Genomic DNA, 25,605 nt, shown 5'->3' with positions numbered 1-25,605 from the left:
TTAATGGACTCTATAAAGTAGTTTTAATAGAGCTACTTATCCCAATTGTATCCATATTGAATTGAAAGTGCTAGAGTAGTATATTGACCATGTACACGGCACACGCCATCCATATCTAACAGACTTCCATCGAACGGTGAGTGTTACAAACTGGCTGATATTCATTAGGTATATAGGAGGCGACCATGAAAATATACGCGATTGATACGAGCAAGCCGGAAGCTGAGGAGCATTACGAATTACTGGTACCTCGGGTTTCACTAGAAAAGCAGCGCAAGTTAGATCGTTTTTTACATCGGGAAGATGCTTTGAGGGGCTTATATGCCGATGTACTGCTAAGATGGTTGGCCTGTCGGCAATTGAAGGTATCGAATGCCAGTCTTCAATTTACATACAATGCATTCGGTAAGCCTTCCTTAATAAATGCACCTGCATTCCATTTTAATGTTTCTCACTCGGGAAAATGGGTGGTATGCGCTATTGATGATCACCCGCTTGGAATCGACATTGAGCAGCTCCGTCCTATTGATTTTGAGGTAGGTAGGGTGTGCTTTTCGGACACAGAGTATGATGCGTTAATGCGTCAGGATGCAGACAGCCGCTTATCCTATTTTTACGATCTATGGACGCTTAAGGAAAGCTTTGTGAAGGCCGAGGGGCAGGGACTAACCCTACCGTTGAAGTCTTTTTCATTTGAGCTAAAGGCACAACCATTCATAGGCTTCACGACAGAGGGCTTTACCACCGAGTATTATCATTTTAAGCAGTATGGGCTGGATCAGGATTATAAAATGGCTGTCTGTGCAGCTCATGACCAATTTGCCGAGCAGGTGCAGCAGATAGATATAAATACACTACGCTTGGAAGTGGCAACACAGGCGTAATATGAAGTGGGTATGCGTATAGTTGAAAAAAGGAGATGAGTGGCGTTGACATTCGTTTTGTTCAAGCACGGCCGGTTGTATGGGGAGTGGGCTTCCAAAGGAGACTCCATCGTTGTACAGCAGGGTCGGATACAGGCCGTCGGATATGCTCGGGAGCTTGAATTGCAGTTGTCCGGTAAGGAATATGAAACCGTGGATTGGGAAGATGCCTATGTACTGCCAGGCTTAACCGATTCACATATGCATTTGTCTATGCATGGTATGAAGTTATCTATGCTCGATTTAACATCAGCTACCTCCAAGGGCGAGATGCTGGCTATGCTACGCAAACGGGTCGCTGTAACACCGCCGGGAGAGTGGATTTTAGGACTTAACTGGAACGAAAATGCTTTTATTCCTGTTGAAATTCCGGATATATCCGAGCTGGATGCCATTACAGATCAGCATCCGGTATATCTCACTCGTACGTGCTTTCATACGTTTTTGGCCAATTCAGAGGCATTTCGACGTGCGGGTATTAACGAGGACACCCCTGACCCGGCTTCGGGGGCCTATGGACGAGACGCAGATGGACGGTTGAACGGATTGGTTTATGAGGAAGCCTCCTTTGCCTTTACTAGCGTGCAGCCAGAACCGGATTATTCGGTTAAGAAGGATACGATTCGGCGGGCTTCTATGGATGCGTTAAGGCTTGGTTTGACTGCTGCACACACGGAAGATTTACGTTTTTTGGGCAGCGTGGAGACGATGCAGCGAATTTACAGGGAGCTGAGGGAAGAAGGTCTTCCTTTTCGCACACACCAGCTCATCTATCATCCATTTTTGGAAGAAGCGAAAATGCAAGGGCTGCGTGCAGGTACTGGAAATGAGTGGATTAAAATTGGTGCGATTAAAATGTTTGCCGATGGGGCTATTGGCGGAAGAACGGCATTATTGTCTGAACCCTATAGTGATGCTCCGCATACCTGCGGAATGGCGATTCAACCGCAGCCAGAGCTGAATCAGATGGTGGCAGCTGCCAGGGCCGCAGGCTTTCCAGTGGCTGTACATGCAATAGGGGATGGGGCAGCGCACATGATTTTGACAGCGATGGAGGCCCATGCGCTCACGGAGGAAAGCGGTTTGCCAGATCGCCTGATCCATGGACAGGTGCTTAGGGGGGATTTGGTCAAGAGAATGGCGAAGCTGCCGCTGATTGCGGACATCCAGCCCCGTTTTGTCGCAAGTGACTTCCCTTGGGTACTGGATCGGGTGGGGAAAGAGCGGACGGAATATTTATACGCCTGGAAAAAGCTGCTGGAAGCAGGTATTCCATGTGCTGGAGGTAGTGACGCGCCGATTGAGCCGTTAAACCCTTTTCTTGGTATTCACGCGGCAGTGACTCGTGCCAAACCGGAAGAAATGCATGAGGGCTATCTTCCCGCTGAAAAGCTGGATGTACATGAAGCCATTCGTTTGTTTACCACGGGAAGCGCAGTAGCAGCTGGTGAGGCTGATGAAAGAGGGACGATAGCTGAAGGGAAAGCCGCTGACTTTACAGTCATTGACCGTGATGTATCGGAAAGCCCGCAAGCTTTACTTGATGTTAAGGTACGGATGACCGTTGTAAACGGGAAAGTTGCATATCGGTCATAGGCCGATGCTAAGTATGTATGCCAAAAGCCTTCAACTTCACTTTTCATGTGAGGTTGAAGGCTTTGTATTTTATAAACCACGCTCTATAAATCGGTCAGCGTTTTTTACACTGGACCACAGATCAGAGCTGGCTCCGCCCGCATACCAGTAGGCGAAGCCAGCAAACCCAGCATCCTGTCCCAAGCGATACTTACGAGTGAAGGATCGTCCTTCCTCGAGCCACAACTTATGAAGCTGTGTGTCTTTGTAAGACACGGTATACTGCTGAATATCCTCATTCCAGATTGGTTTGGAGCCGTAACGAGATACGAGCTGGTTTTGCTGATCTAGTGAAATATCAGAGGAAGCGATTGATTGCCCGCTAGCGTTAAGCGTCCAGTTCCGTGTAAATAATGGCAACGCCAAGATCGCTTTCTCCGGATAGGTGGTTTGTACAAAACGCCGCACGCTTTCACGAAGCCATGGCAGTGAGGACACAGAGCCGGGGATCGAGCTACCTCCCCAATGCTCGTCATATCCCATCAGGATCAGATAGTCTGCCGCAGCGCCAAGCTGTTTATAATCAAAGGCGGCAGTCCAGTCCGTTCCGTAATCAGGAGATACACAAATCGCCAGTACCGTATTCTGACTTTTTAACTTAGCTTTTAATTGTTGGACGAACAATGTTAAATGGGCACGATCCGGACCATCTACATTTTCAAAATCAATGATAAGTCCATTCAAACCGTGTACAGATACAGCATTAGCAAGCTGACTTATGGTTGTATTTCGTAGAACCTCACTGGACAAAATTTGGTGCGTCAGTGCCAGGTTGGAACGGTTGCCTACCATCGCCCAGATATTTTTATGATGCTGTTTGGCCCAGGTGAGCAGCGATGAATTGGTATAATCGCTGATAATACCTGTTTCATTCAGAAAAAACCAACGTGGTGACAGGGTGTTGATGTTGGATTGGAGCACCGTATTTTCAAACTGCTGAATGGTTTGATCATATTGCCAGCCAATTCGGATGGAAGAAGCGGTGGAAGCAGTTTGGTTAGCATGTTTTGTTGAATACGTTAGCAGTCGCTCCAGTAAGACCGCTGTTTCTTCACGAGTCAGAGAGGATGCAGGACGAAAATAGTTACTTTCACCTTTCATAAAGCCGTAACGATTTACGGTGGTTACCGCATTCAGAGCCCAATCTGCAATTTCTCCAGTATCTGTGAAGGAGGAAGTAGCATCTCCTGATCCGCTCGAAGAGCGGATGAGACGTGCGATCATCAAAGCCGCTTCTTGACGGGTTATAGGACTATTAGGTTGGAATGTGGTAGACGTTCCCCCCTGAACGATATTGAGCTGCGAAGCCGCTTCAATCCATCCATAGTACCACGTCTTTTTGGCAACATCTCGGTAGGAGGGAACGGGTGCTTGTACAGGCTCCAGACCGAGTGTACGGTCCAGTGCGGTAACCCATTCGGCTCTGGTAACAGCCTTTTTAGGAGAGAAGTAACCAGGTCGTGTACCGTTCAAAATTCCTTTAGCGTGCAGGGAAATAATAGACTGATAGGCATAGCTGTGTGCAGTATCCTGGAACGTAGCGCCGGATGCTGCTGCTGGAGCAGCTAAGTATGAAGAGAATGTTGTGAATATTGTGATGGCTGCCGTTGCTGATAGGGTAAGCTTGGCTAACCAACGTGATCGTTTGGAACTCATACCAAATAACCTTCTTTTTTATGATAGATTGTAGATTCATAGTTCGTTACTCGACGAATAATACTATCAAAAAGAGGAAAGTTATTCATTGCTAAATTGCTGGAAAAATACCAAAAAACCCGCTACCTATGCGGCAACGGGTCTGATATTGGATAAACTATGCCTTTTTGGCATACATAATACCGATAGTCTGTGGACCACAATGACTGGAAATAACACAGCCTGCTGTAGTTAGCAGTACCTCATGTGCGTTCGTTTCTTCTTTCAAGCGAGCTTGCAGCATCAGCGCATCTTCCTCGGCCAAAGCGTGCACGACAATAATGATATCGTTATCCATCTGATCTCGTTGATTCAGAGCGTTTTGCAGCATCTGATCCAGTGCTTTTTCACGTTTGCCGCGGACTTTGTAGGCTGGCGTCATTTTTCCGTCAATTACTTTGATCACCGGACGAATTTTGAGAAGACTGCCGATCAGATTTTGCATGCCTGAGCATCTTCCGCCTTTATACAGGTATTCAAGTGTATCAATGACAAATTCCGTATCTATTAACGGCCTGGTTTTCGTCAACATGTCTACAATCTGCTCTATCGTATTGCCGTTGGTTGCCGCACGAGCAGCTTTCATCACAAGCAGGCCAAAGCCACACGACAAATTCAAGGAATCAAAAACCGTAACGCGGCCTTCCGGAAATTCAGAGGCAGCGAGTAGCGCATTCTGGTACGTTGATGATAGCTCGGAAGACAGACTGATATATAAAATGTCGTCCCCTTGTTCTATGTAAGGAGCAAAGGCTTGAATAAAATCCGACGGAGAAGGTGCGGCGGTACGTGGTAAATGTCCCTCGCGACTTACACGTTGAAATAATTGTTCCGGGTGAATGTTCACCCCGTCCTGCAATGCTTCATCACCAAATACCGTATACAAAGGTACAATGCTAATCTCGTACTGTTGCCGCCAGTGAGTAGGAATATCACTGGTACTGTCGGCAAAAATTTTAATTTTGTTCATACATTGAATCCTCTCTGTGTGATGCAGAAAAATTATAAAGATTGCACGGAGGAAGGATAGATATCCGCTGTGCTATTCGGAACGGAAAGACCGATGGCAAGAAGTGCAATAAAGCCTACAATAATAAGTGCATTAATGATTAAGCCTGTAATAGCAAAGGTTTTCTTACGATTTTTTAACGCAATTCCAATGATACCAACGACAAGTCCGCTACAATTCAGCAACAGGCTGCCTAAAAAAATAAAAGGAAGCAATACCGTTCCGGTTTGCTGCAGAGCGATTTCCGGGTTCATCGTCTGGTATTGGCCGAAATGAGCCAGTAGATTAATAACCATAATAGCCAGAATAATATATCCGATCAGACTGACAAGCGACATAATAAAAGAAGCAATTCCGGGACCAGAATGTTTGAGCTTGACCGGAGGCTGGAACACAGGAGATTCTGAAAAAACAGGGTGCTCCTCAGACGCAGCAGGCTTTTGCAAATTAGGATCTTGGTTACTCATTTTTTCCACTCCTTGAACATAGTCCGAACAGGTACTAATTTTCCACAAAATAAACAAAAAAGCAAGCCACCCTACACATTACCCTTCAAAAGACAGGGTCTAATCATCCAATTCTGTATGCGGTCTGTTCACACACGCTGGCTGGTAAACTTCATACGGTTTCGATAAAATAAGAAGAACATTCGGCTAAAAAGGATGAGATGAAAAGGAGTACACAAACATGCAACGAAAATGGATACTTGTGGGATCTATAATGATGATGTTGGCGGTAGCCATTGGAGCGTTCGGGGCACATATTGTGAAAGCCCGGATCGACGCGGATGCTTTGGCCGTATATGAAACAGGTGTGAAATATCATATGATTCACGCTGTCGGTTTGCTGATCATTGCGTTGGCTGCTGGACAGTGGGGGCCTTCCAACCGTCTAAGATGGGCAGCTCGTCTGTTATTGACGGGTATCATTTTGTTTTCTGGTAGCTTGTATGTGCTAAGTCTGACCGGAATCCGTGTGCTGGGGGCTATCACCCCTCTAGGAGGCGTGTGTTTTATAGCAGGATGGATATTACTGGCCTGGGCTGCCATGGGTCTGAAGAAAGAGGATTAAAGTTTTTTTCAGATAATACAAAAAAAGAGAATGGACAAGAAAGACATCATGTTTTTCCTGAACGTTCTCTTTTTTCATGCTTCGTTTTTTTGTGAAGTATTTACATTTACGATGTGATTTCATCGATCTCATTCATTTTAAAGGAGTACACTTGCTTCTCATCTACATGATACACACTCAGCAGGCTATTATCATGGTCCAGATTGAGGATGCGGCAAGGAATGCTGCGTTGTCCACCATAGCGGTTTACGATTAACCGTACAAGCGTATTATCATGTATATAGCGTTTGATCCATTCATACGTACTAAGGTCTTGTTGTGTTGCAGGCTTTGGCTGTACGTGGGATTGTTTGATCTCTTGAACGACTGGCGGCTTGTTCGTAATTGCGGCTGATTTCTTTTTAGAAAATTTTTCCGCGAGCGTAGCGGCTGCATCAGATGGGCTATTCACGGCTGACTGTTTTTTTAGGTACAGTGCAGCTTCAATTAAATTGCCAAGTTCGATACCGGATTGAATCCGGCTATCCGCAATGTGTTCGTTTTGGCTCAAGAGATTAAGCAGGAACTGAAGGGCCTCTACATTCGAACGGCCTTTAACTAATACATCTACATTAAATAAATAACTGGTTTCGTCTTGATTTGATTCCTTTTTCATACATCCTCCAGCCCAAGCCATGGGTAATTAGTCTTTTATGGTACCTATCAATATATCATTAAAATGTAATCTATCATAGTGCCTAAGGCCCTGTTGTTGGATATTAACAAAAATAAAATCTATATAAAGCTTTATGTGTAAAATTTTAATGGAGTACACTGGAATTGTACATTTTTTGCATGTGTATACGAATGAGGAAAGTATGTGAGCATCGGATATAGATAAGCAAAGACAGAGTTACATATACAGAGAATAAAGGAGGTAGTGGGTGAAATCAAGTAGTTTAAATTTTAAATATATTACAGTGGAAAAACATAACGAAGAAGTATTATTCATCCAGAAGAAAAGTAAAATCCCCCCTTAACGAAAGGGGGACTTGGCCTATCAAAAACATGATAAATTATAGTAAGCGCAATTAAAGCAAATTTTAATTTCGATTAAAAGGGGATCCGTTGTGATCGAATAAGGTAGTCATGTTCGACTGCCCAATTCACAAGACCACTCCAGAAATCTTCACAGGCTGAAATGATCTTCGCTGGTTCAGCTAAATCTCCGGACATAACCAACTTAACTACATGATCAAGTCCTTCTGGACGACTCGGCAGTTCCAGGGCCTCCGGTAGAACCATTGAACCCGTTGAGAAGAGCTTCTGATTGTGTAACCCAACTAACATAGCCCCATATTGGGCAAACTGCATTACCAAGTATGGCAAGTAGGTATGAGGACCATTTACACGGACATTCCTAAGCTTTCCTATAAACTCGTACATTTCACCTACAAGCACTTCGTTGATGGCATGCCTGAAATCTTCCTTTGTGGGGGATTCGGCAGCTTCCTTTAATATAGAAAAAAAGTCTTCAGGATCATACAGACGAAGTGGGGAAAAGAAGGGGCCATGTGTCAACGGCCATTCGCCCTCAACAGTAGAGGCAATTTTAAGAAGAACGTCTGAACTACAGACGTTCACCTCCGCTTTCCAGGGTCCCGCTGACCATTCATGGCTAAATTCTACGGGGCCGTTTGATTCACTTAGTACACAAAACATTTCAATGTCCGAGAAAGGGCCGTCAGTACCTTTGGCAACAGATCCATAGACCCCTATAGCCAGAATTTTGTCTCTATATACTTCATGTAACCTCGCAGCTATATCGTGGCAAGTCTGAAGTCTCTCACTTCGAGAAATGTTGACAGGTCCATTCATGTTCATTAGTATCCTCCTCTGTTTTATTAGGGTGAGTTGAAACTAAAACATGGATGGAGGAGCTCGGGCTTAACGGGGGACATTTTTTCGATTCATTCGAATTCCTCCCAAGCGATTTTGTTATGGGGATTGTACCCAAACGGGTTTATTTTAGCAAGCATGTTGCCTTTTCTATCTTGCTTACGGCTATGATAGGGCGGTTATAGGGTGAATCCATAGCTGAAAATTGTTGCTGGAGAGCTGTGGAAAATAGCGGCAAGTTTAATGCATATATTTTATGAGTAAAGCGATGATCTGAAGAAGTTATTTTTTAAGGGAACTAGAAAAATTATGGTCAATAATTTTCTTTTCTCGAATCAATCTTCGTAAACCCAATACTTGCGCCCTACGCTATAGCACTTGGATGGGACTAGCCCAGAAAGAAACAGATGAAAACGGGACAGGCTGATCTTCTCATAGCTGAACTAGGCATAAGAGGAATGAGTCATATGTTCAGACCTCGAGGGCAACAAAAACTCAAGGTCTTTTTTATATGGATCGAGTGAGAGAAAAAATGCAGATTAGGAGTCTTAGAAGCAAGACAAACAAAAGCCAGACCTAAAAGGAGGGGAACGCGTGGAGCTGACAGACGATCATTCAATTATTGAAGCTGTACTAAAAGGCAATAAACAAGCGTACGCGGGCATTGTCCGGCGCTATCAGAATAAGCTTTACGGATTGTTCCGCAAGATGGGGTCTTCCGAAGCGGATGCTCAGGATCTGACTCAGGAGACACTACTTAAAGCCTATCGTAAACTGGGAGCGCATAACCCGACGCAGAGTTTTGCCGGTTGGATGTATACAATTGCTGTCAATTTGCAGAAGGACCGTGGACGCCGAAAAGATCCAAAGTCTCTGACACAGGAAGATACATATGAACGTGAAACACCTGAATCGAAGTTGCTGCAAAAGGAACTGCGTTTCGAATTGGATTGCTTGTTAGAGACGCTGCCCGAGCATTATCGACTTGTGTTGATTCTGCGCTACACCAACCAACTGAGTCACAAGGAGATCGCTGGTATTACTGGCATGTCGGTTCGGCAGGTTAACAACGCCGTCCACCGTGCTAAAATCAGTCTGCGCAAAACCGTAGAAGCCAAGGAGGGGCAACGTTATGAGAGTCTGGGATCGTACAACAACGAAAAAAGCCAATCTTGAAACAGAGGACGGCAAATCGACGATAGAAGACAGAAACTGGGAAATTTTGTTGTTTCACGAAAGGCTATCTAATGAGTTTACCGACCAGGTGATGCTGGCGCTGGAAGGAATCGAGATCGAACCAGCTGACAGAGCCGACGCGAGCGATCATGATGTATCCAGATACTCTCCGAGCGAGCAACCAGCGGAAACGGAGGCACAGATCTTGACGGGACCGACTGAATACAGGAATCGGCAACAGAACGCAGCCGCGTACGATGACACGTCCATCGTCGCCCAGGTGAAACATTACCGCGCTGCCAGACGCACTTCACAGTTTAAAGTATGGAGTTTGGTGGTCGCCGTCGTTGTATTTGTGGTTAGCACACTGCTGTATACGCAGCCGACTCTTGCAGATATGGTGAGGTCGCTGTTTGCGAAAGACAGCTATGTGGATAATGGCATGAAGAAGGTCCGTGAAGCAGGACTGGTACAGATTTCGGGTGCCAGTGCTAAAGATCAGGGTTACACTCTGAAAGTCAACGAACTTATCGCCGATTCGACTAGAATGATTATCGGAATCGAAGTTTTCGATGTTGAAGGAAATGCTGTAACCGGGGATTTTAGTATTCAAGATGTCGATTTCAGCCTCTTTGATAACCAGAGAGGTGATGTTGGCGCTGTTCCTTTTGAAGTAAGCACAGGGGGCAACGAGAATATTAGTAGGATTGAGTTCGACTTTATGCGGCCGGTACTGACCGACAAGCTGCAGCTTAGTGCACATATCCGTGAATTGAGGCTGTATGCGGACAAACTTAATGTGGAAGCTCCTATTAAAACGGTAAAAGGAGATTGGAGACTGGATGTGGAGGCAGATCTAACCAAAGCCAAAGCGCAAACGTTGCTGACTCCGATTGATAAAACGTATGAGACGCCAAGCGGCTTACGTATTCACATGCAGGGAGCTACCCGGACGCCGAGCGGCGGATCATTGGAATATACTACAGAGTTGACCCCAGAAGCCGCAGACCGAGCGCTGAACGGACAAAGCGGGTTCCACGAGCTTAAGTATCATCTGGAAGATGCACACGGGAAATGGCTTGGGGATAACAGAGACCCTGAATTCGGACGTCGATCTGGATTGGACCGTTGGAGTGGCAAGACGCACTGGTTCTACCAGTTTAATGATTTTGCCTATGATAAGCAGCAAATTCGATTCGTATTGGACGGCTATATAATTCGAGAGAGAAGCGAGGCGTCGGTCGTACTCGACCCGGCTCAAACTTCAGCTGTGCATCCCGTTAAATTCGAAGACTCGGGTGATGCTTATCTGTTCAAGGGGCTCAAACTTCGTCCCAACAGTTCTAATTCGGGCAAAATGTATGCGACCATTCCGATTGGCGGTATCTTCAGTAGTCCTAACTTCACGCAAGACATTTGGGTTGCCGTTGACGAGAATAATAAGGAGTATTCGATGTTTTTTGGCGGAGGCTACACAACAGATCGTTCAGGTGTAATCGAGATGCAGGAGGATGCCGGATATTTCGTCGATGGGCTAAATCAAATGCCGAAACAGCTCACGCTAAAACGAAAGGTCGTCAACCATTTGTACAAGGATGCCGATTGGTCGTTTGTCATACCGCAAACGGGAACGAACGGCGTCATCCTAAAATAAGCAAGCGGGTATGTATCGAGGTTGATGGATGAGAAGCGTTTTTGGTATGCTCCCTTGGTGCAAGTAGCTATGACAAGAAAGAGCCTGAATCATACCCTGTAACCAAGGAATTTATAACAGAGGGCCGAATGGGCCCTCTGTTTCCTACGGTCTAAGTGACTGGTCCAATTTACGGATTCGCCATTCAGCGAGGGTTTAATTTCACTTGTGAGCCCTTGCCGCCCGTCTGGATTCCAGTATCCTTCACTCCGGCTTCCTTCAAATCGATTAGTAGCCGCTCTAGTACCGCTTTGGCGACAGGCGCTTCTTTTGCACCAGACGCTTTAACGACCAGCTGCACCGGTTTGCCGGAACGCAGATGTTTGTCTGCCTGACGCAGCTTCGTGTCGTAATCATGTTCCTCAATATGAGCAGTGAAGCGAAGCTCCTTGATCTTTTCTTTGCCGCTGTTTTTTGCGGCTCGGCCGACATTTTTGCTTGCTGCGGCTTCTTTTTGCGCCAGCGCTTTTCCTTTACCCTTCGCGACCAAGCTACAGGGTGGTGGACTGCTCATCAATGAGGTGCAGACCAGGTCCACCCCTTTGGATCGGGCCATAGCCAAGGCTTCTGACTTGGATACAACGCCGAGCTTCTCCCCTGCGAGTCCAGTGAGTACCACTTCGTCAGCTTTAATTTGCTCGTTGGTTAATACCGCCACGTAAATGAAGCCTCCCTTAAACAATGATAAAGCTATCATATACGGAACCTGTTTGCGATTCAATTTTAGATTTATCTGTATTGACAAAAGTCACTAAGCCCTATAATCTTTTACTGATAATGATTATCATTTTCCAATGCAATATACATACAGGGGTGATTGAGAGAAATGAAAAAGATGTTGAATAGCCTATTATTTTTTGTAGTTTTTACTATTGTATTGGCGGGCTGCGGTGCGGCTGGGGATAGCTCGAAGACGGAAGGTACTGCAGGGTCTGAGCAGACATCCACAACGGCTGGTCCGGTTACGGTTAAGGATGACCATGGGGAAGTCAAGCTGGACAAGCCAGCGGAACGTGTGGTTGTACTCGAATGGACGTTTACCGAGGACCTCATTGCACTTGGCGTACAGCCTGTCGGCAATGCGGACAATGAAAACTACAAGCTGTGGGTAACACCGGAGGCGAAGCTGGCTGATACCGTAACTGATATCGGTACACGGGGCGAACCGAATCTAGAAGCGATTGCGGCGCTCAAGCCGGATCTTATTATCTCTAACGCCGATAACAATGCAGCGATCTATGCACAGCTAAAGGGGATTGCACCAACGATAGAATTCGATCCTTACAAGGGGAACGGCTATGATTACGACCGTATGGTCGAAATTTTCAAGCAAGTCGCTGTGGCTACCGGAAAAACGGAACAGGCTGATAAGGTCCTAAGCGAACTTGACCAGCACTATGCAGAAGCAAAGGCTACATTAGAGAAAGCGGGCAAAGCAGATTTCCACTATGCGCTGACACAGGCCTTCACAGCTCAAAATGCTGCTAGTCTGCGAATGTTCAAGGAAAATTCGGTTGTAGTGGGAACGCTCGCGAAAATTGGCATGGTGAACGACTGGAAGTCGGACAAGACCGAGAAGTATGGGTTTAGCACCGTTGGCATTGAAGCTCTTCCAGCTGTGCAGGACAGCAATTTTATCTATATTACGCAAAAGACGGACGATGTATTTGGAGCCGCGATGAAGAACAACTCGGTATGGAACGGACTAAACTTTGTCAAAGAAAAACGGACCTATCCACTGGACGGTACAACATGGACGTTCGGCGGCCCAATCTCATCCAAAGTACTGGTTGATCAGGTAGTCGGAGCCCTGACGAAATGACCCGAACAGACACAACGGGTTTATCGAAGACTTGGCGTGTAGGAAGCATCTTTGGGGGCGGATTGATCGTCCTCATCGTGCTTTTTTTTGTAAGCTTGTGTTATGGAGAGGCTTCGATCCCGCTTCACACGGTAATTGAGGCGTTGACCCAGCGTCAGGATACGCTTGAACATAACATGGTGTGGGATCTCCGGATGCCGCGTACGGTCATCGGAATCCTGGCTGGTGGTGCGCTTGCCATCGCTGGTGCTTTGCTTCAGGCCATCACCAAAAATCCGCTGGCGGCTTCTGATACACTCGGAATTAACGCTGGTGCCTACTTTGTGGTTGTCCTTGGCGCGGTGATGTTTCCCGGACTGCTGCATCAGGCGCCGTTTCTATTTGCCGCTGTCGGCGGCCTGCTGGCAGCGGTACTCGCTTACTTCATGGGCGGGGGACGAGCGGGAAGTCCGATTCGGTTGGCGCTTGCCGGCTTGATTGTATCCATGGTTCTCGGTTCGTTTACCGGAGCTTTGCATATCTTTTATTCATTTGAAACGCAGGGACTGTTTCTCTGGGGTTCTGGCTCGCTTGTGCAAAACGACTGGAGCGGGACGACTTACGCCTGGCCCTGGGTCGTAGGACTCTCGGTCATTGCCTTTCTGCTGTCAAGACAATTTGATGTCCTGGATCTGGATGAGTCCACATCCACGTCACTTGGACAAAAGGTTAGTTTGACCCGGGCGGTGGGTATTGTATTAGCTGTCCTGCTGTCGACCATTACAGTTAGCGTCATTGGACCTATTGGTTTTGTGGGTTTGGTAGCTCCACATTTGGTGCGCTTAAGCGGCCTAAAAATGCATCGCTGGGTGCTGCCTGGTTCCTTTCTGTGGGGAGCATTACTGTTGACAGGCGCTGACGTGCTGGCGAAGATGGTCCACCAATCAAGCATGGATCTGCCGACCGGAGCAATGATGGCCTTGATTGGGGCTCCTTGGCTAATTTGGTTGATTCTGTGGAAGATGAAGCTGCCTTCTGGGATTAATGGACAATCTTCAATGAACATAGGTGTGCGCTCTCGGAAATCACCCTATGGCAGGCTGGTCACGTTGCTTGGGTGCGGTGCCGTGCTGTTGACCGTATTCAGCCTGATGTTTGGAGGGATGCGAATTCCGGTTGGCGATTTGCTATCTGGCCTATTTGGCGGTGAGAACGCAAATTCGGCCCTGCTGCAGTTTAGAATTCCGCGCACGCTGGTGGCAGCCGGGGCTGGTATCGCGCTTGCGGTCAGCGGTGTCTTGATCCAATTAGCCGTTCGTAATCCCTTAGCGGATGCCTCGATCATTGGTGTTTCTTCAGGGGCTGGCTTTGGCGCGCTTGCAGTGATTATCGTTTGGCCTGGGCTGCCTGTTTATATGCTGCCTATCGCGGCGATTGCCGGAGCGACGGTGTCGGCGGCGGTGATCTTCTTTTTATCATGGAACAAGCACCTAAACCCGTCTGTGGTCATCCTACTTGGGATTGCTGTATCAGCGATCGGAGCAGCTGGCATTCAGATACTGATTATCCAAGGTTCGCTTTGGGGCAGCACAGGCTATATTTGGCTGACGGGTAGTACCTACGCTCGAAACTGGGGGCAGGTGGCGACGATTTTGGCTTTTCTGCTCGTGTTGTTGCCAATAGCCTGGTGGCTAGCTCGCCGCTTCGATCTTTTGGTGTTTGACGACAGCAGCGCTATGGGACTGGGACTTCCGGTGCGCCGCACCCGGTTGCTGGCGATGGCAGTGGGGGTGCTGCTGGCGGGCGGAGCGGTAGCCTGTGTAGGTACAGTTGGCTTCATCGGGCTGATTGCTCCGCATATCGTGCGTACGTTGATTGGGCACCATGTACGTCGCTCTATCGTTCTGTCTAGCATCTTGGGAGCGGTAATGCTGGTGCTGGCTGATACGATTGGACGGACAGTGCTTGCGCCGACTGAAATTCCTTCCGGATTACTGATCGCACTGATCGGTGCACCGTATTTCCTGTACTTGATGTATCGCTCCAATAAGAGTAAGTCAGTGTAGTTGAATATGTACTTGAACAGGCTGTTTCCCAACGGATTTCCCGTGGGAAAGCAGCCTTTATTATTTATTTTTCTACGTAATCATTGGACTTTATATTTACAAATCTAATAAAATAGATATAATGTTTTATATGGAACCGTCATTGATTTATAAAGCATTGTCAAACGAAACTCGCCGTCTAATTATGCTGTGGTTAAAAAAACCAGAAGAGTTTTTTGATGAACAGGCTTATCTGAAGCAAGGGCTTAATTTTCAAATTGGTGTATGTGTGGGAGATATTCAGGCTAAAGCGGGACTTGCGCAGTCTGTGATTTCAAGTTATTTATTAACGATGCAAAAATCCGGTTTGTTAGAGTCTGAGCGTATTGGGAAGTGGACGTACTATCGTCGGAATGAAAAAACAATCCGGGAATTTGCCGAGTATGTTCAAAAGGAATTATAAATAGAAAGGAGGTTTTTTTTCACAATACATATCTACAAATCTATATATATAATTAAATTGGAGGCTTATACTTAAAATGAAAAAGGTTAACCCGTTACTTATTATCATTCTGGCTTTAGGCGTATTCGGTATTATTACAACGGAAATGGGGATTATAGGCGTTCTTCCTCAAGTAACTCAAAAATTCAATGTATCAGCTGCCCAGGCGGGTTGGCTCGTTAGTATATTTTCTTTCGTTGTTGCCCTTTCAGGTCCGTTTTTGACCTTACTCGTTTCCAGCATGAATCGTAAAGTCATTCTATTAACCGCTGTATTCAGTTTTGTCATCTCCAATATAGTCTACGCCTATACCACTCATTTTGAGGTCATGCTCATTTTTCGTGTTCTTCCCGCTATTTTTCATCCTGTCTTTTTTTCGGTCGCCCTCGTGACTGCAGCTCATCTGGTCCCTCGTGAAAAGAGTAGTAAAGCCGTCACCAAGGTTTTCGCTGGAATTACGGTAGGATTTGCGTTTGGCGTGCCTTTGACTTCCTATCTTGCTGAAAAGATATCGTTAGAAGCTGCCTTCTTATTTGGAGCTGTCGTAAGCATGATTGCATTTGTGGGAATACTCGTATGGCTTCCTTCCCTGCCAGTTCAGGAAAAGATGTCTTATGGCAAACAGCTTGGTATATTACGTAAACCTCAATTGTGGTTCAACATTGTGACTGTTATTTTTATCTTTGCAGCTATGTTTTCGGTGTATAGCTATTTTGCCGAATATCTTGGAGAAGTAACTCTGATGAACGGGTCATGGATCAGCATGATGTTGATGGTCTTTGGAATCGTCATGATTTTTGGAAATTTTTTATTCGGGGGATTATTACATAAAAATCTGACCAAGACCGTAATTATGTTCCCATTGCTATATATGGTCATTTACGTATTCACCTATGCTCTGGGTGCTTCTTTCCTACCGATGATTGTGGTTGTGCTCATTTGGGGGGCCGTGCATTCTGGGGGGCTTATTATTAGTCAAACATGGTTAACCACGGAAGCGAAAGAAGCTCCAGAGTTTGGTAACAGCCTGTTTGTCTCATTTTCTAATCTAGGTATTACGATAGGGGCTGCTACGGGCGGGTGGTTTATCTCTCACTTGGGAATACACCAGCTCATCTGGAGCGGAATGATGTTCGCATTACTAGCTTTTTCATCCATTATCATAAAAATAAAAATATTCAATTCGAATGCAGCGGAAGCCAACGTGCGTTAAAATATGGAGAGACATTAGAAGAGTACTCTACAAGATGACCATAAAATGATGCATGGGGTGATGTTGATTGCATATCGTATGGACTTCGATCTTAATGACATTCGTAATCGTTAGCGGGATCTTGGCGTTGCTCATCTGGGGAGTGATATCCTTAATCAAGCGCTTTCGCTAAACGCAATGAGGAGTAGACATCTCTATGTGTTGAACTTATATTATCCAATTGGGAGGAATAGATGAATATTCGAATGTACCACGATCTGGAGGCTCAATTGGAAGAAGAGATTTGGGAGCTTGGAGAGGATGCAGCTCATACACTCCCATTAGATAGCAACTTGGCTGTGGAAAAAGCCCAGAAGGCTTGGGATCTAATACCCGAGCCTAAGCATAAATGGGGCATCACAGGTGTAACCTTGCATCAATACGTTCAAATTCTCAATTATAACGAGCATACTCAGCGATCAGTAGAGCTTTTAAATGAGGAGATTTTAGATTTGGAAGGTACAGGGTACCGCATTATACATGCTGAACCTTATATTCAGATGGCGGAAACACTTCTTCATCAGAGCAAGCCTGTATTAGCTCATGAATATCTCCAGAAGGCATACTCGATTGGGAGGGCAAGAGCGTTTCGGGACCAGCCCGAGCTTTATCTCGAAATAGCAAAAAGTAAAGCTCTAGATGAACAGGATATACTACTTCAATTTGCGGCGTTAGATGTGAACGCCAAATTTTTAAGCGACTTAAAGGATAATAAACAAACATTGTAATGACCTCATATAGTCTGAGATAAAATGCTGATATGGATTAGACGGACAATGGGTTTCAAAATTATTTGTGGGGAGGACCAGTGCATTGAAATTAAAAGAAGTGCTCTTAGGCACCCATAGTTTCGAAGCGATAAAAGCTTTTTACGGCTCTCTCTTGGATTTGCAGATTGCGGAGGAAAGCCCTTCGCGGCTGTCGTTTCAAGTAGGGGAATCGGTTCTTGCTTTTCAGGAATCCTCCCATATGGAAAATGAGTTTTATCATATTGCGGTTACGATCCCAACGAATAAATTCATAGAAGCAAAACAGTGGGTAATCGACCGTGGAATTTCATTGATTTCAAGACCCCAAGAAGATGAGTTTTTTTTCGAAAACTGGAATGCAACAGCGCTTTACTTCTATGATCCGGATCATAACCTTGTCGAGTTCATCGCTCACCATACACTCGACAATGCAGTCACTGAAGCTTTCGGGCCCAACTCTCTACTTCGTATAAGCGAGATCGGTCTTCCTGTCGATGATGTCCCTGAAGTATCTAGGATAATCACCCAAACGTTCCAACTTGATCCATGGGGAGGGGCTGGACAAAAATTTGCGCCGCTAGGGAATGTTGAAGGATCATTTATAGTCATAGACAAGCAACGGCCTTGGTTTCCTGATGATAGGCTTCCGGCCGTATTTAATACCAGTGTCTTGTTTGAAGGTCCATACTCTGCCCGTCTTTCACTGCATAATGGTTTGTATAAATTGAGGTCAACCTGAGTTAAGGCTTCATCTCATCGCCATCACCCCCGGATTTCTGGAATAAAGCTTACGATAAGGGGGGAAACCCGGGGGCCATAATACATTCAGGAGAGAATATATGAATATTAGACTACTTAATTCAAATGAAAAATATCCAATAGATCTCTTGCTACTAGCTGATCCTTCGCGCCAACTTGTTGAGGAATATTTGAAAAGAGGGCAGTGTTATGTAGCAGAAATTGACAATCATATTGTTGGAGTCTATGTTCTTTTACCTACAAGACCTGAAACAGTTGAGTTAGTGAATATAGCAGTATCAGAAGATATGCATGGTAAAGGAATAGGCAGACTATTAGTGACACATGCCATTGAAACAGCTAGGGCACAAGGTTATAAAACGATGGAAATGGGCACAGGAAACTCTAGCATTGGGCAGTTAGCCCTCTACCAAAAATGCGGGTTTAGAATTGTAGGTGTAGATCTAGATTTCTTTATCAGACATAACTATGTAGAAAAAATTTATGAGAATGGCATACAGTGTAGAGATATGATTCGTATGTCTCAGGATTTATAGAGCTTAATCTTCTTTACAAACCCTTCAAAGGTATCTTAAGTAAGGTTCTGAAAGGTATATGATATTGTGCCAAAAGATGGTACAATGAATTGCGGAAAGGCTATACAATCATTGGATTGCAATAGTCCTTTTTTAATGAGTTGATATCCTACTAAGTTCCTGACAAGGGGTGGTTACTTTGTACAACACAACAACCACGATACTCACAGAGATAACAAAACATATGAAAGATCATGATTTAATCCTAAGTGATTTAGCTAGAGAAGCAGAAATGAATCCGGGCACCATGAGCAGTATTATTAATGGGAACCGCACACTTTCAGTCGATCAGTTAGATCGAATTACAAAAGCAATGGGGCTTCCCGTTGGCTATTACTACGAACGGTATGTGTCTGAGTATTTAACAGAGGCTAATCCGAATTGGCGTCGAATGAGTCCTTTTATACATAATTGTGCGAAATTAAATAAATTGGACTGCATTCATGATGTGGTTAATTTATTGATGGATAAACTAGGCTATTCAGAATCTTTATTTGAGCTTGCCGAAGAACTTTTTAGAGAAGGGCTTTACGAAGCGGCAACTATTCTATATGAGAATGTGGCTCTAAGTGAGAAAAAGCAATATTCAGAACGTCTGGCTATGTGTCAGTACCGTTTGTTCCAAACGAGACAAGGAGATAATCAAGAGAAAAACTATGAAGCAGCCGTTCAATTTGAAATATACGTTGATCGACTAGATGAGATAGAACAGTTAGATGCATTAAAAGATCTGGCGAATACATACCGTTCGTTACGAAAATGGGACAAAGTAGAATTATTCGCTAAAGCTTTGGGAGACAAGGCAAAAATTCAATATAACATGGAGCAACAACGGCATCCTTCCAAAAAAGAAAATGCAAAGAAACCAAGCTTTCCTCTGTTTGCTTATTGGGCTTTTTCTCATTTACTTCGTGATGAAGTTTGCGAAGCACATAAAGATTATGAGAAAGCGCTTCAACATACGTACACATATGCTGACCTAAGTTGGGTGAAGGAAACTGATGACATTACCATGGAATGGAAAAGGCGATATGAAGAATGGGCTGAAGCCAACGCTTATGTAAATAAACTTCACGCTGGTGAAATTGGTGTTTTGAATGATTATGTAGCGTTTTTTTCTTCAAGGAAAGAAGAGACACTTCCTGGATTAGATAACGTAATTGAAGCTGCTAATCGATTTAATTTAAATGTTGATCATATTCTAAATCAATTTCAAACGGGAATTTTAGCTATGCGAGATAAACATGAGGGTGTAGGTGTCTACAATCAACAATTTATTATAGAACGTTATGCTCATTTTACATTTGAATTAGCGGTTTACTACTTTAATAAAAATAATTTTGCAGATGGATTTACTTTTTTATTAAGTTGTTTGGAAAAATCTACATTAGCAAACAATAAATCGTATATAATTAAATGTGTAAAGCTGTATGAATCCTATCTGGAGTATGCATCGTTTGAAACGAAGGCAGCATACAGAAATTTGATTAATAAGGTGGATGAGGATGGGACGTAAAGTGATGATAGCTTTCTTGGTAACAAGTCTTACACTAGCAGCGGTAATGGTTATCCCCCTTCAGTATCAAGACAAAGGATCTACTTACGAGCCGACTGGAAAACACGGAGGAATGTGAGAATAAAAAGGTCTCAAGTTCAAGGTCACAGTAGAACCTAGAAAATCACCATTATTAAGTGGTTAGACGGAATGATCCGTCTAGCCTTTTTATTACCTATTTTGCTGTATATCAGCAATATGAGGAAATCTTCTTTTGAGGAATATATGTAAAAAGTGCAAAAATGTAATGTGTGTTATTGTACACAACTGAAGGGTGTATGGCTTTGTTCTAAAAGACGATACAATTATGGGTGATAAAGTGATTTTTACTAACCATTTCTCTATTACATCGTTTAACTGCATATTATATGTCGAGTTTATGTTGAAAGGGTGGCTTATCTATGGAGATCACACCTACGATTAGAGCAGAAGTACAAACCTATCTGATACGGAAAAGCTTAACCATGACCGAGTTTGGTCACATGATTGATTTGAACGTAGGTACAGTTAGTGGCATTGTGACGGGCAACCGATCAATTTCAGTTCACCAGCTAGATCGCATCACTATGGGAATGGATTTACCACCGGATTATTTTTATGAACGTTATATTGATGAATGTATTGAAGAAGAACCGCTCAACTGGCGAAGAATCAGTCCTTTTTTGTACCGCTGCGTGGAGCTAGGACGACTTGATTGCTTGCGAAGAGTTGTAGGTATGTTGCTAGATAATCCTGTTTATCTTCCTTCACTTTTTGAAGTAGCCGAGGATTCTTATAAAAAAGGTTATACTGAAGCAGCGGCGTTCCTTTATGAAAATGTGGCAGAAGGGGAAAAGTATCAGTATTCAGAACGATTAGCCGTTTGCCAGTATCGATTGTTTACGATTCGTATTGGAGACGATCAAGAGAAAGACTATGATGCAGCCATTCAATTTGAGCCTTACATTGAACGGTTAGATGAGGTAGATCAGTTAGAGGCATTAAAAGACTTGGCGAATACATATCGTTCGTTACGAAAATGGGATAAAGTAGAACTATTCGCTAAAGCTATGGGAGACAAGGCAAAAATTCAATTCAAACTGCAACAACAGCGGCATCATGTACACAAAGATAATTCGAAGAAACCTAATTTTCCTTTGTTTGCGTATTGGGCATTCTCGCATTTACTTCGTTCACAAGCATGTGGTGAGAGGAAAGACTATGAAAAGGGACTTCAACACATTAAAAAATACGCTGATTTAAGTTGGGTTACTGATACAGATGAAGAAGCTTTGAAATGGAGAAAAAAGTACGAAGACTGGGCAGTAGTAAACACGTATGTTAATAAGCTTCTTTCTGGTGATAAGAGCGTTCTTTCTGATTATGTAGCTTATATTTCTTCAAGAAAAGATGAGATTCTTCCCGCACTTGATATTATGATTGAGGCAGCTAACCGATACCATTTTGATGTAGATAATATTTTAAAGCAATTCGAAGAAGAAATCATCTCCTTTCTGGAGCAGAAAAAAGTTGAAGGATTGTATACTCAACGATTCACAACGGAGCGATACACTCATTTCGCAAGGGAATTGGCGATCTATCTTTTGCGCAAGGGGAGGTTTTCAGAAGGCTTCGCATTTTTGTTTAGCTGTTTGGAAAAGTCTGCTGAATCTAATAATAGAATACAAGCAATCAGATGTATGAGATTGTTTACACATTTTAAAGAACATGCATCTGCTCACACGAAGGAAGTCTACGGAGATCTGATTAAAGCGGTTAACGAAGATGAAGAGTAAGCTGATCTCACCATTCCAGTTTTATGTTAGTAGCCAGTGAAGGCACCTCCTATTGAGCATTGAGAGAATGGCTCGAATTACGGACCAACGGGTCACCACGTGGCAGTCTGAGAATAAAATGCTCTCAAGTTCAAAATCACAGCCATTAGAAGGAGTAAGAGGATGAAGATAGATAAAATAAATGATACCTACTATGCTGGCTTTGAAGGAGAACCAGAAATAAGATTGATTTATACAAATTCAGATAAAAGCTATGTATTGAAGATATGGAATGGATACTTTGATACATTAATGGATTGTTTGGTTCAACTAGAATCTGCACAAAGTAATATACTAAGTGAATATTATGCTCACGAAGGCTGGTATGAGGAAAGTCCATGGGAAGTGGAAAATATTAGAGAGACCCTACAATTGTTTGATTCATTTGATATTAAATATTTGACCGAGGAAGAAGCGAAAAGTTTGACTAATATATTACCTGTACTTCCTGATCTTAAGAACGATATAATTATATTGTTACAAAAAGCCGTCAATGGAAACGGCAATGTGTTCATTGAGTATGATTAATATTTTATAAGCTTGCTCCTTAACATTAAAATGGGAGCAGGCTTTTTTGCATAGTTTGTCAATTAAATAAAGGGTCGATAAAGAAAAGGAGCTATTGCGATGGGTTGGCTCCTTTTGTTTTGGGATTATTCTGGGAAATCTACTTATTTCCTTTTATACATAAAAAAACGATTGTATACACCACTCCAGCAATGAGGCTTAGTATAAACGAGATTGATAAAGTTCTGAAAATAAAAGTAGAAGTGGGTACTGTATAAAACTCAAACATACCGTTGATTGAAGAACTCATTGTTGTTGGCCCTTTAATAAAGGAATAATAAATTCCTACACAAAAACCGTAAGACAAATACTTAATTAGATTTTTTTCAAATTTACTCATTTACTAGCCTCCAATAATGTTTATGGAAAAGGAGAAATTTGTACTATGAAGCCATTCAAAGTTATATAGGAAAAGCCTTTAAATATAGCGTCCTAGAATTATATAGTAAGGATGTTTATTGATATTATGTCAATTATATTGTTATAAATCAAGAAAAAGTAATAATGATATAATCAACATTAATCAATACTTGATCACTAGCCTGCGGATAGAACAGCTAAAACTAACTTAGGCATCATCTAACAGCGTTATACACTACTTTAGACATAATAAATCTGTTTATTTCAGTTCAAATGTCACATGGATTAAAAGGAAATAACAGGATAGCAGATGGATTTCCCTAAATCACCCCTTCTGATAAGATTATTTCCATCAAAATTAAAGTGGGCGTGGTAGAATGGGGAGAATATTAGTTCTACCTGACAAATTGATGGAAGTGGCTGACCAGTTCTTACACAGAAAGCATGAAATGGAACGTATGCTGAATTTTTTGAGTGGACGAATTGATTTTGTCCAACAAGGCTGGTCTGGAGCTACCCAAGAGAGATTTTTTCAGGAATTTCAGGTTTCTCGACAATCCATGAGTGTGACGATTGAACGACTATTGACAGTAGCACAAGAACTTATTTTTATTTCAAAAAACTTTGCACAGGTGGACGGGGAGAAAGTCGTACTGGATGTGCCGTGGCTAGGAGCTCCTGTTAAAACGGCATCCACAGGTGAAGGTTGGTTACATAAAATCTTTGAACAGATTGGACAAGCTGAGATCACTAAGGCTGAGGCTCAAATGGAAGCTAGCAAACTTCAAGGAGAAATCCTTTGGGATACTGCACAGGGAGCAAAAGGAGCTATTCAGGGGAATTTGACAGTGGGGATATGGCCTGATAAAGAACGGAATTATGATCATCCCATGGCAGCTAAAGTAGGAGAAATTCTCGGAAATGTAGCTACAACATTGCAAGGGGCAGGTGAGGTAGTAGCTGGAATAGGTGGAGAAGGATTATCCGTTGCTGTTTCATCTACAGGTGTAGGGAGTATCATTGGGGTACCCGGATTAATTGGATCGGCAGCTTTGGCGGCGCATGGAGCTACAACTGCGATTAAAAGTGCAAAAGGAGCAGGGGAAAGCTCAGCAGAATTGTGGCAGATGGCGAAAGGAGAAGGTGGAGGCTCATCAAAATCCACTCCTTCTTCGGGAGCTAAGGCAGAAAAGGCACCGCATGTCGTCGAGGGAACCCACAATTACAATAGGGGTAGCATAATTAAGGAAGGAAATAAGACGAAATATACAAACCCTGCTGGCAATGAACTGACATGGGTTGATCAACATCCCAAAAATATTAACCGTGATATTGAAAACTTTATGAATAGCTCAGATGTAGGAAAGGCAACTGAAGCAAAAGTAGCTGGCTTTTTAAAAGAAGAACGTGAAGTCACTGGTTTTGGGCAAAAAATATTAAAGAAAGATGGTCAATTTGCAGGTGATTTAGATGTGGTTACAAAAAATGAATTAATTGAGGTAAAGGCTTCGATCAAAGCAGTTAAAGAAGGACAACTTGAGAAAATGACAATTACTACTGATAAGCTTTATTTTAATCCAGAACAGAAGAAAGTTATACTTTATATTGATAAGCCTTTGGGCAATCTATCTCAAAGTAATATAGAAAAATTAGATAATATCAAGAAGCTAGGAGTAACTGTTGTAAATTCCTTGGAGGAATTAAGAAAGGTGGTTAAGTGATGGGGAGTTCGGCTTTTATTTTAATAGAACGAGAAAAATATACACCTGAGAAATTACTAGGAGATGCAATCGTAGCTGCCTTTCATGCAGATGCTGGATTATATTTTGACAATGATAAAAAATATAAGAACGAACAGTTTTTTTCAACAACTCTAAATATATCTTATAACCCACTAGGTGCTGAAAATAACCAGCAGTTTATATTCTATATTGATGGAATTTATAATTACGAAATTAATTATGAGCATGATGAGGATATTAGTGGATTAGATTCAAGCTTGTCCTTGTATCAAGTAGGATGTATTGAAGATGTTTATGGTGTTGAAGAGCTGATTTTTCGATTTATATATGAATATCTCAAGCTAAATCCTACTGACTATTTTTGGATTCCTGATTACGATTGGGTCTACAGTTGGGAAGATATGCAGAAGTTCAGATCTCTGCCCTATGATCCAAACTGGTGCTATAAAAATCCTAAATCAATATAATTCACAACGATTAATGAATATCTATAAGCTTGCTCCTTTAACAATAAAATGGGAGCAAGCTTTTTTCATAGTAATTTATCTGATAAAGAAGATAATTTGCATGCACCTAAGAATTAAGAGGCGGGTTTAAACAGGAGAGTCTCCAATCAGGCTACTAACTTAGCGATATGGGTAAAGTATACGGAAGGTGCGTGAATGTTATGAAGTATGATACATTCTTAAAATTATGGGAAGAACAAAATAGTCTAATGAGACTATTGTTCTGTGAAGATAAAGTGTTAGACTGAAAAACAAAGCATTAGACCGTGAAAAATAAAGTTGTAGACTGGCAGCCGGC

24 protein-coding genes are annotated in these 25,605 nt (G+C 43.2%); 17 read left to right on the top strand and 7 right to left on the bottom strand.

Annotated features, from left to right (window positions below; genetic code table 11):
• The first annotated feature begins 185 nt into the window (after nucleotides 1-185).
• A complete protein-coding gene (locus JOD82_RS20130) occupies nucleotides 186-884 on the top strand; it encodes a 4'-phosphopantetheinyl transferase family protein (RefSeq protein ID WP_069012796.1) in 699 nt (232 codons plus the stop codon).
• 45 nt (nucleotides 885-929) lie between these two features.
• The gene (locus JOD82_RS20125) at nucleotides 930-2,519 is read left to right on the top strand and encodes an amidohydrolase (protein WP_069012795.1); all 1,590 of its coding nucleotides are present in this window, start codon (nucleotides 930-932) and stop codon (nucleotides 2,517-2,519) included.
• 69 nt (nucleotides 2,520-2,588) lie between these two features.
• On the opposite strand, the gene JOD82_RS20120 is transcribed toward JOD82_RS20125, so the two are convergent.
• From JOD82_RS20120 to JOD82_RS20110, 3 genes are all read right to left on the bottom strand, one after another.
• On the bottom strand, nucleotides 2,589-4,214 hold the full coding sequence (locus JOD82_RS20120; protein ID WP_069012794.1) for an S-layer homology domain-containing protein: 1,626 nt from the start codon (nucleotides 4,212-4,214) through the stop codon (nucleotides 2,589-2,591).
• Between the two features lie 157 nt (nucleotides 4,215-4,371).
• Entirely contained in the window at nucleotides 4,372-5,223 is an 852-nt protein-coding gene (locus tag JOD82_RS20115) for a DegV family protein (RefSeq protein WP_069012793.1), read from the bottom strand.
• A 32-nt stretch (nucleotides 5,224-5,255) separates the two neighbouring features.
• Nucleotides 5,256-5,729, bottom strand: a complete 474-nt coding sequence (locus tag JOD82_RS20110) for a hypothetical protein (RefSeq protein WP_069012792.1) — start codon at nucleotides 5,727-5,729, stop codon at nucleotides 5,256-5,258.
• A 220-nt stretch (nucleotides 5,730-5,949) separates the two neighbouring features.
• Between JOD82_RS20110 and JOD82_RS20105 the strand changes: the two genes are divergently transcribed.
• Nucleotides 5,950-6,333: a DUF423 domain-containing protein gene (locus tag JOD82_RS20105; protein WP_069012791.1), complete on the top strand. Its 384-nt coding sequence runs from the start codon at nucleotides 5,950-5,952 to the stop codon at nucleotides 6,331-6,333.
• A gap of 106 nt (nucleotides 6,334-6,439) precedes the next feature.
• Here the strand turns inward: JOD82_RS20105 and JOD82_RS20100 are convergent, their stop codons facing one another.
• Nucleotides 6,440-6,988 carry a hypothetical protein gene (locus tag JOD82_RS20100; RefSeq protein ID WP_029516552.1) on the bottom strand — a complete coding sequence of 183 codons (549 nt, stop codon included), beginning with the start codon at nucleotides 6,986-6,988 and terminating at the stop codon, nucleotides 6,440-6,442.
• A 437-nt stretch (nucleotides 6,989-7,425) separates the two neighbouring features.
• Nucleotides 7,426-8,196, bottom strand: coding sequence for an ANT(4')-I family aminoglycoside nucleotidyltransferase (locus JOD82_RS20095; protein ID WP_069012790.1), 771 nt, complete (start codon nucleotides 8,194-8,196; stop codon nucleotides 7,426-7,428).
• 609 nt (nucleotides 8,197-8,805) lie between these two features.
• Between JOD82_RS20095 and JOD82_RS20090 the strand changes: the two genes are divergently transcribed.
• Nucleotides 8,806-9,387 (top strand): RNA polymerase sigma factor, encoded by a 582-nt coding sequence (locus JOD82_RS20090; RefSeq protein ID WP_238794812.1) that lies wholly within the window; start codon nucleotides 8,806-8,808, stop codon nucleotides 9,385-9,387.
• Nucleotides 9,344-11,041 carry a DUF4179 domain-containing protein gene (locus JOD82_RS20085; protein WP_069012789.1) on the top strand — a complete coding sequence of 566 codons (1,698 nt, stop codon included), beginning with the start codon at nucleotides 9,344-9,346 and terminating at the stop codon, nucleotides 11,039-11,041. Before JOD82_RS20090 ends, JOD82_RS20085 begins: the two co-directional genes overlap by 44 nt.
• Nucleotides 11,042-11,225: 184 nt before the next feature.
• Here the strand turns inward: JOD82_RS20085 and infC are convergent, their stop codons facing one another.
• Nucleotides 11,226-11,738, bottom strand: a complete 513-nt coding sequence (gene infC / locus JOD82_RS20080; protein ID WP_069012788.1) for a translation initiation factor IF-3 — start codon at nucleotides 11,736-11,738, stop codon at nucleotides 11,226-11,228.
• A 168-nt stretch (nucleotides 11,739-11,906) separates the two neighbouring features.
• Between infC and JOD82_RS20075 the strand changes: the two genes are divergently transcribed.
• The 10 genes from JOD82_RS20075 (at nucleotide 11,907) to JOD82_RS20030 (ending at nucleotide 22,660) form a co-directional block, all read left to right on the top strand.
• Nucleotides 11,907-12,902: an ABC transporter substrate-binding protein gene (locus JOD82_RS20075; protein ID WP_069012787.1), complete on the top strand. Its 996-nt coding sequence runs from the start codon at nucleotides 11,907-11,909 to the stop codon at nucleotides 12,900-12,902.
• Nucleotides 12,899-14,947, top strand: a complete 2,049-nt coding sequence (locus tag JOD82_RS20070; protein WP_069012786.1) for an iron ABC transporter permease — start codon at nucleotides 12,899-12,901, stop codon at nucleotides 14,945-14,947. Before JOD82_RS20075 ends, JOD82_RS20070 begins: the two co-directional genes overlap by 4 nt.
• 130 nt (nucleotides 14,948-15,077) lie before the next feature.
• Nucleotides 15,078-15,389 (top strand): ArsR/SmtB family transcription factor, encoded by a 312-nt coding sequence (locus JOD82_RS20065; RefSeq protein ID WP_023987858.1) that lies wholly within the window; start codon nucleotides 15,078-15,080, stop codon nucleotides 15,387-15,389.
• Nucleotides 15,390-15,465: 76 nt separating this feature from the next.
• Entirely contained in the window at nucleotides 15,466-16,641 is a 1,176-nt protein-coding gene (locus tag JOD82_RS20060; protein WP_069012785.1) for an MFS transporter, read from the top strand.
• 233 nt (nucleotides 16,642-16,874) lie between these two features.
• Nucleotides 16,875-17,408 (top strand): hypothetical protein, encoded by a 534-nt coding sequence (locus tag JOD82_RS20055; protein WP_069012784.1) that lies wholly within the window; start codon nucleotides 16,875-16,877, stop codon nucleotides 17,406-17,408.
• An 85-nt stretch (nucleotides 17,409-17,493) separates the two neighbouring features.
• On the top strand, nucleotides 17,494-18,168 hold the full coding sequence (locus JOD82_RS20050; RefSeq protein ID WP_069012783.1) for a VOC family protein: 675 nt from the start codon (nucleotides 17,494-17,496) through the stop codon (nucleotides 18,166-18,168).
• Between the two features lie 100 nt (nucleotides 18,169-18,268).
• Nucleotides 18,269-18,724, top strand: a complete 456-nt coding sequence (locus JOD82_RS20045; protein WP_069012782.1) for a GNAT family N-acetyltransferase — start codon at nucleotides 18,269-18,271, stop codon at nucleotides 18,722-18,724.
• Between the two features lie 223 nt (nucleotides 18,725-18,947).
• Complete coding sequence (locus tag JOD82_RS20040; RefSeq protein ID WP_069012856.1) at nucleotides 18,948-20,279, top strand: helix-turn-helix domain-containing protein; 1,332 nt, start codon at nucleotides 18,948-18,950, stop codon at nucleotides 20,277-20,279.
• A gap of 440 nt (nucleotides 20,280-20,719) precedes the next feature.
• Complete coding sequence (locus tag JOD82_RS20035; protein WP_069012781.1) at nucleotides 20,720-22,093, top strand: transcriptional regulator; 1,374 nt, start codon at nucleotides 20,720-20,722, stop codon at nucleotides 22,091-22,093.
• Nucleotides 22,094-22,255: 162 nt separating this feature from the next.
• Nucleotides 22,256-22,660, top strand: a complete 405-nt coding sequence (locus JOD82_RS20030; RefSeq protein ID WP_069012780.1) for a hypothetical protein — start codon at nucleotides 22,256-22,258, stop codon at nucleotides 22,658-22,660.
• 139 nt (nucleotides 22,661-22,799) lie between these two features.
• On the opposite strand, the gene JOD82_RS20025 is transcribed toward JOD82_RS20030, so the two are convergent.
• A complete protein-coding gene (locus JOD82_RS20025; protein ID WP_039269860.1) occupies nucleotides 22,800-23,039 on the bottom strand; it encodes a hypothetical protein in 240 nt (79 codons plus the stop codon).
• Between the two features lie 397 nt (nucleotides 23,040-23,436).
• Between JOD82_RS20025 and JOD82_RS20020 the strand changes: the two genes are divergently transcribed.
• Together JOD82_RS20020 and JOD82_RS20015 are read left to right on the top strand one after the other, a co-directional pair.
• Nucleotides 23,437-24,780 carry a WXG100 family type VII secretion target gene (locus tag JOD82_RS20020; RefSeq protein ID WP_069012778.1) on the top strand — a complete coding sequence of 448 codons (1,344 nt, stop codon included), beginning with the start codon at nucleotides 23,437-23,439 and terminating at the stop codon, nucleotides 24,778-24,780.
• Complete coding sequence (locus JOD82_RS20015) at nucleotides 24,780-25,268, top strand: hypothetical protein (protein WP_029516567.1); 489 nt, start codon at nucleotides 24,780-24,782, stop codon at nucleotides 25,266-25,268. The genes JOD82_RS20020 and JOD82_RS20015 overlap by 1 nt, the downstream gene beginning before the upstream one ends.
• Nucleotides 25,269-25,605 lie beyond the last annotated feature (337 nt).

It is taken from the genome of Paenibacillus sp. 1182 (assembly GCF_017833915.1).
GTDB lineage: Bacteria > Bacillota > Bacilli > Paenibacillales > Paenibacillaceae > Paenibacillus > Paenibacillus polymyxa_D.
Note: the sequence above shows the minus strand (reverse complement) of the source record. Positions and strands in the feature narration are given on the sequence as shown.